General features: G+C 55.0%; 12 protein-coding genes. 1 reads left to right on the top strand and 11 read right to left on the bottom strand.

The genetic code is table 11. The features are described 5' to 3' along the window. Positions 1-55: 55 nt before the first annotated feature. On the top strand, positions 56-745 hold the full coding sequence (locus tag IEW65_RS08610) for a response regulator (RefSeq protein ID WP_188639071.1): 690 nt from the start codon (positions 56-58) through the stop codon (positions 743-745). A 7-nt stretch (positions 746-752) separates the two neighbouring features. Here IEW65_RS08610 and IEW65_RS08605 read toward each other — a convergent pair whose 3' ends face one another. From IEW65_RS08605 to IEW65_RS08555, 11 genes are all read right to left on the bottom strand, one after another. Beyond that, complete coding sequence (locus tag IEW65_RS08605; RefSeq protein ID WP_422822612.1) at positions 753-2132, bottom strand: ATP-binding response regulator; 1380 nt, start codon at positions 2130-2132, stop codon at positions 753-755. Then, the gene (gene nosP, locus IEW65_RS08600; RefSeq protein ID WP_188639448.1) at positions 2110-3240 is read right to left on the bottom strand and encodes a nitric oxide-sensing protein NosP; all 1131 of its coding nucleotides are present in this window, start codon (positions 3238-3240) and stop codon (positions 2110-2112) included. Before nosP ends, IEW65_RS08605 begins: the two co-directional genes overlap by 23 nt. A 7-nt stretch (positions 3241-3247) precedes the next feature. Further along, positions 3248-5488: a hybrid sensor histidine kinase/response regulator gene (locus IEW65_RS08595; RefSeq protein ID WP_188639070.1), complete on the bottom strand. Its 2241-nt coding sequence runs from the start codon at positions 5486-5488 to the stop codon at positions 3248-3250. Beyond that, complete coding sequence (locus IEW65_RS08590; protein WP_188639449.1) at positions 5478-5963, bottom strand: putative pterin-binding protein; 486 nt, start codon at positions 5961-5963, stop codon at positions 5478-5480. The genes IEW65_RS08595 and IEW65_RS08590 overlap by 11 nt, the downstream gene beginning before the upstream one ends. A 197-nt stretch (positions 5964-6160) precedes the next feature. Further along, positions 6161-6982 (bottom strand): DUF2189 domain-containing protein, encoded by an 822-nt coding sequence (locus tag IEW65_RS08585; protein WP_188639069.1) that lies wholly within the window; start codon positions 6980-6982, stop codon positions 6161-6163. A gap of 302 nt (positions 6983-7284) precedes the next feature. Continuing rightward, on the bottom strand, positions 7285-7713 hold the full coding sequence (locus tag IEW65_RS08580) for a universal stress protein (protein ID WP_188639068.1): 429 nt from the start codon (positions 7711-7713) through the stop codon (positions 7285-7287). A gap of 10 nt (positions 7714-7723) precedes the next feature. After that, positions 7724-10324 carry a TRAP transporter permease gene (locus IEW65_RS08575; protein WP_188639067.1) on the bottom strand — a complete coding sequence of 867 codons (2601 nt, stop codon included), beginning with the start codon at positions 10322-10324 and terminating at the stop codon, positions 7724-7726. A gap of 134 nt (positions 10325-10458) precedes the next feature. Continuing rightward, positions 10459-11439 carry a TAXI family TRAP transporter solute-binding subunit gene (locus IEW65_RS08570; RefSeq protein ID WP_188639066.1) on the bottom strand — a complete coding sequence of 327 codons (981 nt, stop codon included), beginning with the start codon at positions 11437-11439 and terminating at the stop codon, positions 10459-10461. Positions 11440-11853: 414 nt separating this feature from the next. Further along, positions 11854-13155, bottom strand: coding sequence for a TRAP transporter large permease (locus IEW65_RS08565; protein WP_188639065.1), 1302 nt, complete (start codon positions 13153-13155; stop codon positions 11854-11856). After that, complete coding sequence (locus tag IEW65_RS08560) at positions 13145-13624, bottom strand: TRAP transporter small permease (RefSeq protein ID WP_188639064.1); 480 nt, start codon at positions 13622-13624, stop codon at positions 13145-13147. Before IEW65_RS08560 ends, IEW65_RS08565 begins: the two co-directional genes overlap by 11 nt. Before the next feature lie 60 nt (positions 13625-13684). Continuing rightward, positions 13685-14695, bottom strand: a complete 1011-nt coding sequence (locus IEW65_RS08555; protein ID WP_188639063.1) for a DctP family TRAP transporter solute-binding subunit — start codon at positions 14693-14695, stop codon at positions 13685-13687. Positions 14696-14857: the final 162 nt, after the last annotated feature.

Genomic DNA, 14857 nt, shown 5'->3' with positions numbered 1-14857 from the left:
ATTCACGATATAGCCCGATGGCAGGACGCACCCTCATCCTTTGGAAGGAGACGCCATGTATTCGCTGTTAGTTGCAGATGACCATCCGCTGTTCCGCGATGCGCTGCACGCGGTGATCAGCAGTGGTTTCACCGACACTCAACTGCTGGAGGCCGACAGCCTCGCGGGGGCCATGGCACGCATTGAAGCCTTGGAAGGGTTAGATCTGCTGCTATTAGACTTGAGCCTGCCGGATGCCGATGGGTTAGAGGGGCTGAAAACCCTGCGGGAGACTTTCCCCTGGCTGCCCGTTGCCATTGTATCGGCCCATCAAGAGCGCCAGCTGGTGCTGGATGCGATTACGCTGGGGGCCGTGGGCTATATTCCTAAATCGACCCCCAGAGAGCAGCTTCTCAACGCGCTGCATCAAATTCTTCAGGGCCAGCTCTACCTGCCCGCCGATATTATGCGCCGCCCGCCTCCTCGCGGTATGCCCTCTACTACAACAGAGGGCGCGGACAGCAAACCAACCCGATTGCCGCGTCTCACCGACAAGCAACTGGATGTATTGAGCTGTATGAGCCAGGGGATGTCGAACAAGCAGATAGCCCGCGAGTTAGCGATTGCTGAAACCACGGTAAAGACACACGTATCGGCCATTTTGCGCAAGCTAGGGGCGACCAGCCGAGTACACGCTATTGTGGTCGCCGGAGAGGAAGATTTAAGCGGTTTTCTCGCCAAACGTACGGCGCTAGCGAAGGGATAGCGAAGGATTAGCGGCTATCTAACAGCGTGCCTAGCAACATTTTTAAGCGCAGCGGTTTGAGTGGCTTTAACAGGCAGTGCATACCCGCCTGCCGCGTGGCGCGTTTCACCGCCGCTTCATGGTTAGCGGTAATTACCACCGTGGCTAAACCCGGATAACGCCGACGCAGCCGGGCCGCTAAATCAATGCCATTTTCCCGATGTTCCCCTAGGTGATAATCCACCAGCAGTACCGCAGGGCGCTCCCCGTCGCTGGCGGCTTCCAGCGCGCTTACCGTTGCTGCGGCCCGTACTCGACATCCCCAACTACCCAGCAGCGCCTGCATACCCTCAATAATCGCGGGGTCATCATCCACTACCCACACCACGCAGCCGTGTAACGGATCGTCGTCCCAGTGCGCAAAAGGCGGCGAGTTAGGTGCTCTTTCAACACTGGCACGCGGCGCTGCATAAGGCACTAAAATAGAAAACAGCGAGCCACGACCTAGCTGTGACGCCAGCGTTACAGGGTGGTCGAGCATGGTACTAATACGGTCAACGATGGCCAGGCCCAGCCCAAGGCCTCGACTATGATTGGCCTGGGGCTGGCTGGCACGGCGAAACTCTAGAAAAATCGCTTTGCGCTGGGGCTCAGGAATACCAGGGCCGGTATCGCCTACCATAATTTCGAGCCCGGTCGCGCGGCGTCGGCAGCCTAACAGTAAGTGGCCATACTCGGTATAGCGCACCGCATTACTGAGAAAATTGCGCACCACCCGCGCGAGCAGCGCCAGGTCGGAGTCTACCCACGCACTGGAGGGAACGTAGTGCAGCGACAGCCCTCGCACAGCGGCCACTTGCCGATACTCTTCCGCCAGAGCATCCAGCAGCGTGCTTACGGCAAACGGCGCTTTATCGGCATGCAGCACCCCGGCATCCAGTCGCGATATATCCACTAGCGTGCCCAACAAGCCCTCAACATCTTTTAACGAACGACCAATATGGCCGACCAGCGCCTGGGAGGATTCAGGCAGCGCATGGGTTTCCAGAGCGCTGGCAAACAGCCGTGCGGCGTTTAGGGGCTGCAATAAATCATGGCTGACGGCGGCCAAGAACTTAGTTTTCGAGACGTTGGCGGCCTGCGCCTCCGCATTCGCCGCCAGCAGGCGTGTATTCACCTGGCTGAGTTCATCCAGCGTACGATGCAGCGCATCGGTGCGCTCACGCACCTGTTCAGCCAGCAACACCGAGCGCTCGAAGGCCGCATAGGGAGCACTGTTGGGACTACCCCCTGACTCCACTCGCTCCATTAACGCTTCGCATACTTTGCGTAAGCGGCGATTCTCCTCATGCAGGGCAGCTATGTCATCGGGGCATCGCTGTGTATCAGGGAGTTGGAACAGTGCCAAAAGCCACCCCCGTAAACGTCTGGTTTACATGCATGCCGTGGTGCTGCTCGCCGTAGGTATTGAACCCCACCACGCGGGCTTGGCTCAGCAGCGAGGAGGCTTGATCAAGCTGGCCCAACGACTCCAAAGCCATCCGACGTAAAAAGCAGTCGCAGCCAATGATCGCAGCGGGCTGGCCCAGGCGTGCGGTGACCCGCTCCAGCATGTGCGCTAAATCCGACAGTAGCGGTGTGGGCTGCATCGCGGTCAGCACAATGCCGTTTTCTACCGCGCAGTAGAAACTCAGGCTACCGTCATCATTAACGCGCTGAATTGAGCGTATATAGTGTTGCCCGCCTAGATGTACCGCGAGCGGATGTTGGGCAAAGATAGCAGGCTCAAGCGCGGAAACCGGGCAACCCACCAGCGCGGCATAAAGCTCAGCCGCGGGAACACCATTGAGCTCAAGTACCCGACGGCGCTCTCGGTCAGCCGCTGTCACCACCAGCTTATGCGTGAGTGGCTCAAGGTGATGGGTTGAGAACACTTCAAACGGCAGCTTGGTATTAAGCATCACCACCACCGCTGCCCGGGTATAAAAACGCCCGTTAGCATACACATGGGTATGGGTTAAGTGGTTGTCATCCCCTGCGGAGCCGCCAAAGCTGGGAATTCGCCCAAGCGCGGCATCCAGCGTTGCCAGCACCTGCTCTTCTCGGCTGGATAACCCATCTAACAGCGTCAGGGCAAAACTGTGCTCGTTCACCGGGGCGACGGCCTGACGACGGCAACGCTCTAACAGCGTATCCACCAAGGGCTGTGCGGTAGGTAGGTCAAAGTGTTCTAGGTCATCGATGAGCGCCGTTTCGACGGCAAAAAATCGCCGATCAAAGCCAATCGCGACGATAGAACCGCGATCATAGCCATGAGGCGTTAGCTCTCCTGCCGTGGTGCAGCCGCTAATAGGAAGCGTGCCAAACGCACTGCTCATCGCTTGGGCAAGCTCAGCCAGCGGGTACTCTGCGCTACAGAAAAACAGCACAAAGCCCACATTCTCGTGGCCCAATATGCTGGCCAGCTCATTAGCGGCCCGTCGCGGGTTGGGATCACGGCTGGCGGCCGCCACCATGCCGCTGCTAGTGAAGCTTTTGGTCACGACGCCATTGCTCCAACGCAGCGTGGGTGCTGGCCGCACAGTGGCACAGCGTCTTCAAGCACGCCTCTAGCTGTTCCAATGACGCGTGATCATTGGCCGCCAGCCTCTCTAAGTGCTTCGCTTGAGCAGCAAACTGATCAGCACCAATGCTCACTGACTCTCCTCGTAATTGGTGCGCAAGCCGTTTTACCTGTTGCCATTGATCACGCTTAAGATCATCACCAAACGCGAGATAGCCTTCCAATTGGGCCATGTAATCACTCACCTGCTGGTGATAGAGCGCGATCAGTTGATGAACGCTGTCGATGCCCAGTGAGCTCACTAGCGTCTCAAGCGTTACTGCATTCATCAACGCGGCGTCGTTCTGCTCATCACCTGCTGCCACGGGAGGGTATGAGGGAGGCGTCGACGACAGTTGAAGCGCCAGTACGTTGCTTAACGCTAGTAGCGACAGCGGCTTAGTGATGTAGTCATTCATGCCAGCAGCCAAGCAGCGGCTGCGATCATCTTCCGCACCGCCCGCCGTCATTGCCACAATAGGCACTGTGCTGCACCAACCACCTCTGGCGCGCAGCTGCTGGGTCACCGCCACACCATCAATATCAGGCAGCTGTATATCCATAAAGATCAAATGCACCTGCTGACGATTCACCCATGCCAGCGCATCGTGCCCATTTTCAGCGCAGATGACTTCGCACCCTAGCCGTGATAGCAGCCCGACCGCTACTTTACGGTTCACCGCGTTGTCTTCGACCAGTAGCAGTGAGGTACCGCTAAAATCTTGGGTCGGCTCAGCAGGCAACGGCGTAGTCACCGGGTTGGCCTCCAACAGCGGCAGCTCACACCAGAATGTACTGCCCTGGCCTGGCAGGCTAATGACGCCTAGGCGACCCTGCATGGCCTCGCTTAACCGCTTGCAAATCGCAAGCCCCAGCCCTGTACCGCCATAGCGGCGCGCTACGCTCTCATCGGCCTGCTGGAAGGGCTCAAACAGCGTCTCCTGCTGTTCACTATTGAGCCCACATCCGGTGTCGCTAATCTCAAACGAGAGGTGCTCTACCGTGGAAGACACCTTAATAGTGACGCTGCCGTGGTCGGTAAATTTGATCGCATTAGCGATCAGGTTCAGCAAAATTTGGCGTAACCGCCCAGCATCAATCATGACCCAGGCGGGCACTAACGGGTCAACGTGTAACGAGAGCCGCAGGTCTTTCTCATGGGCGCGAGGCTCAAAGAGCGCCATCACCCCTTCCACCAAGGGCTTGAGCGCAGTGGGCGAGGTTTCAAGCGTTAAGTGCCCTGCTTCAATTTTAGAAAAATCGAGAATTTCATTAATCATCGCCAGAAGCTGGTTGGCGCTGTCGTGAATCGTACGGGCGTAATCCTCCACTTGGACGGGGCTTGCCGGTTCACGCAGCAGCTCGCTCATGCCAATCACCCCATTGAGCGGCGTACGAATTTCGTGACTGACCATCGCTAGAAAATCTGACTTAGCATGGTTAGCCGCTTGAGCCTGCTTGGCAGTGACTTGAAGCTGTTTACCTAACTGCTCTTGCTCACGGCGCGCCGCTGCGCTTTCGCGCATTTCACGCACCAGAAAGATAATGACCAGCAGCACCGCGAAGCTCATGCCGATCAGTAGCGAAATTAAGAGCTTATACAGCGTACTCAAGAGTGCCCGCTCTTCAGTGGCTGACTCTGCCAGATATCCATTAATGGCGATCACAAACCGTTCAGTCAGCCGCGTAAGCACATGCAACTCGGTTTCCAGCCCAGTGACTGGCAGCGGTGCCAACACGTCATGGGGCTCGAACATCGGGTCTAAGATATCAAGCTGTTGCTGAATTTGATCTAACAGCTCACGCGCAGCACTAATGCTCTGCAAAAGCGAGCTAACTTCCCCTTCTCTTAACAGGGTGATCCGGCTGTAGAGCAGTTCAAAACGTAGGTTGAGTTCATCTTGGGCCGCTGGGGAAAGGGGGCCTCGCGTGTCTGCTAGCAAGTGGTTCAGTAGCTGTACGGCGTCGCGGTCAAGTTTATAGACCACCCAGGCGGTGTCTTCTCGCAGGCTCTGTGTCAGATTATCCTGCCGCCATGCAGACAACGCGGCCACCACTAAGGCGGCCGCAAACAGCAGGACCGTAATGATAGCAACTAACTTAAGGCGACGCGGGTAGCGCAGCAGGCGAGGCGCTCGTGTTACGGAATCACTAACGGACATTAATATGCATTACCTGCCATACCGCTCTAAAGCGCATACGCTCACTGAGCAACGCTTCGTCATGGTCAAAGGGATACAGCACCCACAACGGCCCATACTCCCGAATAGGAATCGTCTGATCGTCCCGCTTGAGGGCTAAAATAACCTCGTAGTCGTAGAAGTCGGCGACAGGAATTTCAGCTTCATAACCGTTCAATGCAGCAACGTTAATAGTCTCGCCCTCGGCCCCCACATGCTCAAGCAGGGTACGCATGAGTGGCCCCTGGTAGTGGCTGGCACCTTCTGTCCATGGTGTGCCGGTGGTGAAGTCATGCTGCGCAAGTTCACTCAGCATCGCGCGATCAAAATGGGCTTCTTCGCCTACATTGGTCGCTGCAATATCACCATCAATTTTGAGTATCACTGGCCCACTCGGTGCTGCCAACGTTTCTGCCGCCTCAGCTAGCCCCGTATGGGGAATGCTGTACGCCAGCATAGTCCACCCCAATAACAACGCTTTCACTACTGTTTCCTCATATCGTAGTGCCCTAGGCGACGAAGCCACGAATGCCAACGAACGCGCAAAGCAATAAAAAAAAGAGATGGCGCTAGGGTACGCCATCTCAATTCATAGGTCAGGCTAATGTCGATCTTTTTGGTAAACAGTCAGTAACATAGGTGGCGTGTAAGTCGTTAAGTTTTCAGCTTTTCGATAGGCTCAAAGCGTACTAGCTCCTCATAGGCATGCCAGCTTGCATGGCCCAACACTGGCAGAATCAGGGCCAAACCAATATAGAAGGTCATAACGCCGACTAATACGCAGCCGGTCAGTATGGTCGCCCACAGCAGCATAGGGCGAAAGTTTCTGGCCACGCAGCGAACGCTGGCTTCAATACCTTCCATAAATGTAAGGTCTTGATCCATTAATGTGGGAATGGCAACCACGCTAATAGCGAAGGCACCAAATGCCAACACACCGCCTGCCATCGTACCGACCGCCAACATCCCTAGCCCTTCCGGTGTGGTCACCATCGTGGTGTAGAGGGTCGCTGGGCTGGGCACTTCAAAGCCGAAAAACAGCGCAAATAGCAGCGTGGCAAGGCGAATCCAGGCGAGGAAGAAAATCATCATCATAACGCCCATCATGGCTAACTGCCCTGCATGAGGACGCCAACTACCAAACGCATCGCCTAAATTAGGGACACGGCCACACTCAAGCGCGCGACTAATCCCATAAGAGCCCACCGCGACTAACGGCCCCACAAACATAAAACCTGAAATCATCGGGAGCAGCCAGTACCAGTAGCCTAGCGTGTAGGTTCCCAAGGTAATCGCAATGCTTAACCCTACCCAAAACATACCGTAGGCAAGGCTTATAGAAGATGCCCGACGGAAATCCTCCATCCCGGCGGCAAGCCAGGCTCTGGGCCTGTCCATCCCCACTTTATTGATAATAATTTTAACGTTGGGCGCACCGGCTGAGTGGTCGTGTGTTTTTGTTGTTGCTGCATTCATGGCGTAACTCCTGTGATTTACCCCAAATGGCTGTCACTGACCCAAGCACCAAGGTAAATAGCTACCATGTGTGTTGATGACCATTAATCCAACGTTAATGGCTTAATGTTCTATTAATGTAGCTGAGCCGCTGCTAAGCGGGTGCTTTTCGATGGACTCAGTACAAAAAATCCTCCACTCGCGCTGTTAACAACAATTAATTCGATGCGTTAGTAAGTTTTAATATGGGAATTACTCTCTGATCGCCAGACAAAAAAAAGCCCCAGGCCAGAAACCTGAGGCTTTTACGATGCACGTTACGTTTAGCGCACGATCATCACCGACACCTTTGCGTGATGAACGACGTGCTCAGCGTTAGGACCCAATACGTAATCAACGAATTTACGCTTGGTATGCGACGCCATCACAATGAGGTCAGCATCAATTTTCTTGCCAACCTTGATAATGGCCTCCCACGGCGAGCCATCCACAATCACGCTCTGGGTTTTCACCCCTTCGGGCACCTGCTCCTGAATAAACTTATGCTGTGCTTCTTTCATCGCCGCATGCGCTTTTTCAGAGAAGTTTTTCGGAAAATAAGCGCCCACCATCGGCATTTTAAATTCCGGCAGTACCGTGACCACATGCAGCGATGCGCCAAAGGTTTGACACAGCGTTACCGCAGTGGGCAGCGCTTTCTTCCATGAAGCTTCTTCGTTTAAGTCCACGGGGAGCAGCACTTTATGGTACATAGCAACCTCCTTAAGCAGCAGCCACTTCGTTCGATTTCTCATGACGCCGACGGCGACGCTGCATGACAACAACCAGACCAAAAAGGCCAAGCGCAGGTAACCACATCCACTCTTTGGTCCAGCGATCAACCGGAGCGAGCACTTCGAGGATCTCTTGATCGAAATCGAAACCAAGGTCAGCCGCTTGGCTACCAAACTCTACAAAATCGACGAGCGTTTGATCACCATCGGTGTAAAGCTCCATGCCCAGATTCGCCATGCGCTCTTCGCCGTTATCGCCACGGGGCACAGGCACCAGCATATAGGTCGTCATAGGCGAGCCAAAGGCATCTTCACCAGCAATTTGTACCCGAAGGTTGCTGCCGTCTTCCACACGATCAAGGGCCTCTACGAATTGGGCCGGTGGCACCGATTCGTAAGGGTCATGGATTTTATCCATCCAGAATCCCGGACGGAAAAGGGTGAAGGCAACCAACAACAATAGCAGCGACTCGTACCAACGATTACGGGTCAGCATGTAACCTTGCGTGCCTGCCGCAAAGATCAGCATGGCAATAGTGGCCACTATAAACACCACAATGCCCTGTATCACCGTGACATCAATCAATAGCAAATCGGTGTTGAAGATGAACAAAAATGGCAACGCAGCCGTACGTAAGCTGTAGTAAAACGCCTGGAAGCCAGTACGCAACGGGTCCCCACCTGATACGGCGGCCGCTGCAAAGGAGGCTAAACCTACCGGAGGCGTCACATCCGCCATGATGCCGAAGTAGAACACAAATAGATGCACGGCAATCAGCGGTACGATCAGACCATTCTGCTGGCCAAGCATGACGATGACGGGTGCCATCAGTGCCGAGACCACGATGTAGTTGGCAGTCGTTGGTAGACCCATGCCTAAAATCAGACTGAGCAGTGCCGTTAGCAGCAGAATCATCATCAGGTTACCGCCAGAGAGGATTTCCACCACATCTGCCAGCACTAAGCCTACCCCGGTTTGTGACACCGCACCCACGACAATACCTGCAGTGGCGGTAGCAATACCGATACCGATCATATTGCGCGCGCCCGTCACCAGGCCATCCCACAGATCCTTAAAGCCTTCTTTAATATCTGCGGCCATTTGGCTACGACCACGGAAAATCGCAATAATCGGACGCTGCGTCACCATGATGAAGATCATGAACATGGTGGCCCAAAACGCGGACAGACCAGGCGAAAGACGCTCAACCATCAAACACCATACCAGTACAACAACGGGTAGGATGTAATGCAGTCCTACCATCACTGTCGGACGAGTTTGCGGTAATTTAATAACTTCAGAGTTAGGGTCGTCCATCTCCAGTTCGGGGTAGTTAGCGCCTACTTTCAACAGCCCGACATAGACAATCGCCAAACCAACAGAGACTACCCACGGGGTCGCATCGCCCAGCAATGGCTTCAGCCAGCCCAGGCCATAGTAAACAGCGATCGAGAGGCCCATGAGCAGTAACAGCCCGGTCATAAAGCCAATCACTTTATTCAGCAACGGACGCGCCGGGTTGCTTGACGGCAGGCCCTTCATGTTGGCTTTCAGGGCTTCCAAGTGGACGATATAGATCAGGGCAATATAAGAGATGAGGGCAGGCAGAAAAGCATGCTTAATGACATCGACATAAGGAATGCCCACGTACTCCACCATCAGGAAGGCGGCTGCCCCCATCACGGGCGGCATGATCTGACCGTTCACTGAAGAGGATACTTCGACCGCACCCGCTTTTTCTGCACTAAAGCCGACTCGCTTCATCATCGGAATCGTAAACGTACCGGTGGTCACGGTATTGGCAATCGACGACCCCGAGATCAAACCGGTCATACCAGAGGCCACCACAGCCGCTTTGGCCGGGCCACCTTTGAAGTGGCCCAGCATCGAGAATGCCACTTTGATGAAGTAGTTACCGGCACCTGCTTTATCCAGCAGCGCACCAAACAGCACAAATAGGAAAACAAAACTGGTGGAAACCCCCAAGGCAATACCAAACACCCCTTGAGTGCCCAGCCACTGGTGGTTAATCAAACCGCCCAGGCTAACGCCACGGTGGGCCAAAATACCCGGCATGTAAGGGCCAAACAGCGAGTAGGCAATAAACACCGCCGCCACAATCATCAGGGGCGGCCCTAATGCTCTGCGGGTCGCTTCCAGCAGCATCAGTATGCCGACAACACCAATCACAATATCTTGAGTAATGGGTCGACCGGGACGCTGCGCTAGATCCGAATAGAAAAGAAACAGGTAAGCACCGCAAAAGGATGCTACCGCTGCCAACACCCAATCGGCTAAGGGTACACGGTCACGGGGCGAGCGCTTAAAGGCGGGGTACGCCATAAAGGCTAAAAAGAGCGCAAACGCTAAATGAATCGAGCGCGCTTCCGTGGCGTTAAACACGCCAAAATTAACAATAAACGGGAGTGGCGATGCAATCCATAGCTGAAAAAGCGACCAGACAGCTGCAATACTTACTAGCAGCTTGCCAGGTGCGCCTAGGGGTTTCCGTGCCCCTGTATCACTGGAAGCGACCATATCCTCCAGGTCGTTTTCAGCGGCTGCCGAAGGTTGTTTGTCATCACGCATACGCTTGCCCTGCCTAATGGTCAGCGCTGACAATCAGCGCTCTCAACAAGAAGCGCGGACACCCAAGGTGCCCGCGCTTTGCAACTCAAAGCGACGCTACTCACCTTCCGTCAATAGCGTCACTCTTTTACGATTTACTCGATCCAGCCACGCTCACGGTAGTAACGTGCTGCGCCATCGTGCAGCGGAGCCGTTAAACCGTCGGAGATCATGTCTTCTTCGCTGAGGTTCTCAAACGCTGGGTGCAGGCGCTTGAAACGATCAAAGTTTTCGAAGACCGCTTTCACAGTTTCGTAAACGATGTCTTCATCAACAGCAGTAGAGGACACGAAGGTTGCCGCGACACCGAAGGTTTCAACGTCTTCGTCGTTACCACGGTAGAGACCACCCGGGATCACAGAACGGGTGTAGTAGGGGTACTCTTCAATCAGACCGTCGATCTCTTCGCCCGTCACAGAGACAAGACGTGCATCGATAGTGGTGGTCGCTTCCTGGATAGAGCCGTTCGGGTGGCCTACCACGTACACCATGGCATCGATGTTGTTGTCAGACAGGGCAGCCGCCTGCTCAGCAGCATCTAACTGAGAAGCCAGTGCGAAGGTGTCTTCGTCCCAACCGAACGCATCCATGACTACATCCATGGTGTTGCGCTGGCCAGAACCAGGGTTACCAATGTTGACACGCTTGCCCGGGAAGTCACTGATGTTTTCAATGCCGGAATCTGCACGTGCAACAACAGTCAGCGGCTCGCCGTGCATGGTGAAGACAGCGCGCATATCTTCCCAAGCGCCTTCTTCTTCAAAGTTAGCTTCGCCGTGGTAAGCGCGGTACTGAACGTCGGACTGTACAACGCCCATGTCCAGCTCGCCGCTCTTCATGCCGTTGACGTTAGCCACGGAGCCACCGGTAGACGGGGCATTACAGCGAATGTTGTGCTCATCGCTGCCACGGTTAACCATGCGGCAGACCGACTGGCCAACCACGTAGTAAACACCGGTTTGGCCGCCGGTACCGATAGTGATGTAGCGCTCTTGGGCAACCGCCGGGGAGGCAAACGTTGCCGCAGCAATGAACGCGCCTGAGAAAGCCGCGGTAGAAAATACATGGCGTTTCATGAACACACCTCTTTATCTTGATGTTGTGAGCGTTATGCGCTTTGCAACCACCTGCAGAACGGTTCCCTTCAGGTGCTTCGGTTCCAAAACGTTGTCAAGACAGTCTGTTATCAACCTCGGCATTTAGTGCCGACTGTTCCTACTTTAGCGAAAAAAAAGCTAATTGGCGAAGCACGATGCATTTTTGCCCTTGCTGCAGTGCAATAGTGCGGCTTGCTCACCTTAGATTTCTCAACTCGCTGAGTACGCCTGTGGGGATGCCTTTCTTAAACGGTTGCCCTCTATTTCAGGCCCCATCACGGTGTCATGACCTTGTATTAGTTTAGCGGCCTGTAACGTTTAGTAAACGTTAAACCTCATCAACCCCGCATGCCATATCGGCATAGGGCATCCCTAATTGATTACCCCTTACGACTAAACGTTGTAACCCAGTACCGTTGGCAGCCACAGCGCAATGCTGGGAAAGATAGCCACTAGCGCTAACGCGCACCCCATCGCGACCACAAACAAGAGCGCCCAGCCAATCGTATGCTCTAGACGTATCTTCGCCACTTCAGTCGTGACCATTAAATTCACTGCCACGGGGGGGGTAAACTGGCCAATCGCGATATTCATCGCCAGCAAGATGCCGAACCAGACAGGGTTCCACTCGAAATGCTGCATTACCGGAATCAAGATCGGCATCATGATCAGGTAAATAGAGATGGCATCGAGCAACATGCCGGCCACCAGCACCGCAAGCATGACAAGGATCAGCAACAGCACGCCGTTATCCGTCAGGCTAATAATCCACTCGGCTAGATGACGGAACGTACCCAGCATGGTACCTGCCCAGGCAAAAATACCCGCCAGCGCGATAATCAGCATCACCACGCCTGAAATAATCGCCGCTTCGCCCAGAAGCTCCCAAAGGTCACGAAATGAAAGCTCTTTAGTGAGCAGAAGCCCCACCAGCGCCCCGTAAGCAACCGCCACCACGGCGGCTTCTGTGGGCGTAAACAGGCCTGAGCGCAGCCCACCTAAAATCAGCACTGGCGCAAACAAAGCAGGCAGCGCCTCGCGGAAGGTTCCGCGTACCGTCAGCTTTTCGGCTCCGTCTACCGGTGTGCCTTCCCAACCGTAACGCTTGGCGACCAGCATCGCCGGTACCAGCAGTGCAAGGCCCGCCAAAATACCGGGGAATAACCCCGCAGCAAACAGCGCACGCAGATCAACGCCCGGCACCACAATCGAGTAGAGAATCAGCGCCACCGAAGGCGGAATTAAGATAGCCGTGGAGGCCGAAGCCGCAATGAGCGTGGCCGAAAACGGCTTGGGGTAGCCTGCTTTCGTCATGCTAGGCAGCATCACCATGGCTACGGCAGCGGCGTCAGCGGGGCCAGAGCCACTCATGCCGCCCATAATCATGCACACCAATACCGCAACCAGCGCCAACCCACCGTGGCGGGGCCCAATGAGCGCCTGGGCAAAACGCACCAAACGCAGCGCCACGCCTGCTCGCTCAAAAATCAGCCCGGTAAGAATAAATAGTGGAATCGCAATGAGAGGGTATTTAGCGATGCTGTTATAGGTATTGGTACCCAGGGTGGCCAGCATATCCGGCGAGAGCCCAAGCACAATACCCACCGCACCAGAAAGCGCTAGAGAGAAAGCCACCGGCACTCCAGCGATTAACAGCCCCGCAAAGGCGAGAATCATCCAGATATCAGGTGTCACTGATTAATTCCCCTTTCAAACGGTCGCGGGTTTGCTGCACTAAACGCCATAGCATGGCGGCAGACAAAATAGGCAACCACACCAAGTACCACCACTGAGGCAAGCCTAACCCGGGCGACAGCGACTCCCACTGATACTCCTGCCACGCCAACTTGCCGCCATACCAGGTAATTAAACCCAGGACGATCAGTCCACACAGGGCTTGAAAGAGAATCAGCGCGCCCCGCCACCGCTCAGGCAAAGCACGCTCTAAAAAGCCAATGCGGATATGCCGGTCGCGGCGTAACGCTACCGACGCACCGGCAAAGGTCAGCACGACCAATAGGAAGACAGAAAACTCTTCCGTGAACGAAAATGAGCCACCTGTTAGGTAACGCGTTATTACATTACCCAGGCTAATCAATGAAATAACAATCAGCGCCAGCGCACCTAGCCAGCGCTCTGGGCGTGCATCAGGAAAGCCTTTCATGGCAGCCTCACAGCAAAGAACTGCCGCCCTTGTTAGGCGGCAGTCAAAACACTCGAAGAATTAACGTGCGTCGATAGCGGCTTGGGCGGCGTTCACTACTTCTTCACCAATGCGCGGGGCCCACTTTTCATACACTGACTGAGTGGCATCCACAAACGCCTGGTACTGCTCATCGGTCAGCTCGGTCACCGTGACGCCACGCTCTTGAATCGCGGCTAACCGCTCACTCTCCTGCTCACGGGTCATGGCAATTTCCCACGCGCCCGCTTCTTCGGCTGTCTCACGCAGCATCGCCTGCTGCTCTTCACTCAACGACTGCCATACCTGCTGGTTAACGGCAAAAATCAGCGGGTCATTCATGTAGTTCCAGAGCGTCAGATGCTCTTGGCCCACCTGGTCAATACGCGCTACGTCAAATACGGAAAGCGGGTTCTCCTGGCCATCTACCGCGCCTGTGGTGAGAGCGGGCTGAGCATCGGTCCAGCTCATCTGCGTAGGGTCAGCGCCTAAGGCGGAGAACGTATCCTGGAACAGCGGCGAGCCCACTACGCGGATCTTCAGGCCATCCAGATCATCCGGCTGGCTGATCGGGCCACGGGAGTTGGATACCTGACGAAAGCCATTTTCACCCCAGGCCAGCGGAATAACGCCACGGGACTCAATCGCCTCGAACACCAGGGTGCCTGCGTCACCGCCGGTCACAGCATCGACGGCAGCTTCATCAGGGATAAAAAACGGTAGCGAGAATAGGTTAAGTTCGGGCACCTGCGGCGACCAGTTAATCGTCGAGCCTACAGCGGCATCGATCAATCCAGAGCGCATGGCAGAGAACTCGCGGGTTTGGTCACCCGACACCAGCTGAGAGTTGGGGTAAACCCGTAGCGTGAGTTCACCACCGCTGCGCTCTTCTACCAGCTCTGCCCACTTTTCAGCGGCTTGGCCCCAAGGAAAGGCCTCTGAAAGCACGGTAGAGACCGACAGTTCACGAGCCTGAGCAGAGAAGGCCGCAGAGAGCAGTGCAGCGCCAGCTAAACCAGCGGTAAAACGAGCCATAGAGCGTGTCAGCGTCATTATTATCATTCCTTTTTTCTTTTTTATGAGATGTTCATAAGGATGTTAGGGCAAGCTTACACCCTCCTGCCCTAGTATCGTTCAGTGGTGGGCAGTCGCCATAGCGAACGACATCCCATTGTAGGCACTCAACGGTTGAAAGAAAGCCATTGATTAGGCTTT

Source organism: Vreelandella lutescens (genome assembly GCF_014640815.1).
GTDB lineage: Bacteria > Pseudomonadota > Gammaproteobacteria > Pseudomonadales > Halomonadaceae > Vreelandella > Vreelandella lutescens.
This window is presented reverse-complemented; position numbering and strand designations above follow the sequence as displayed.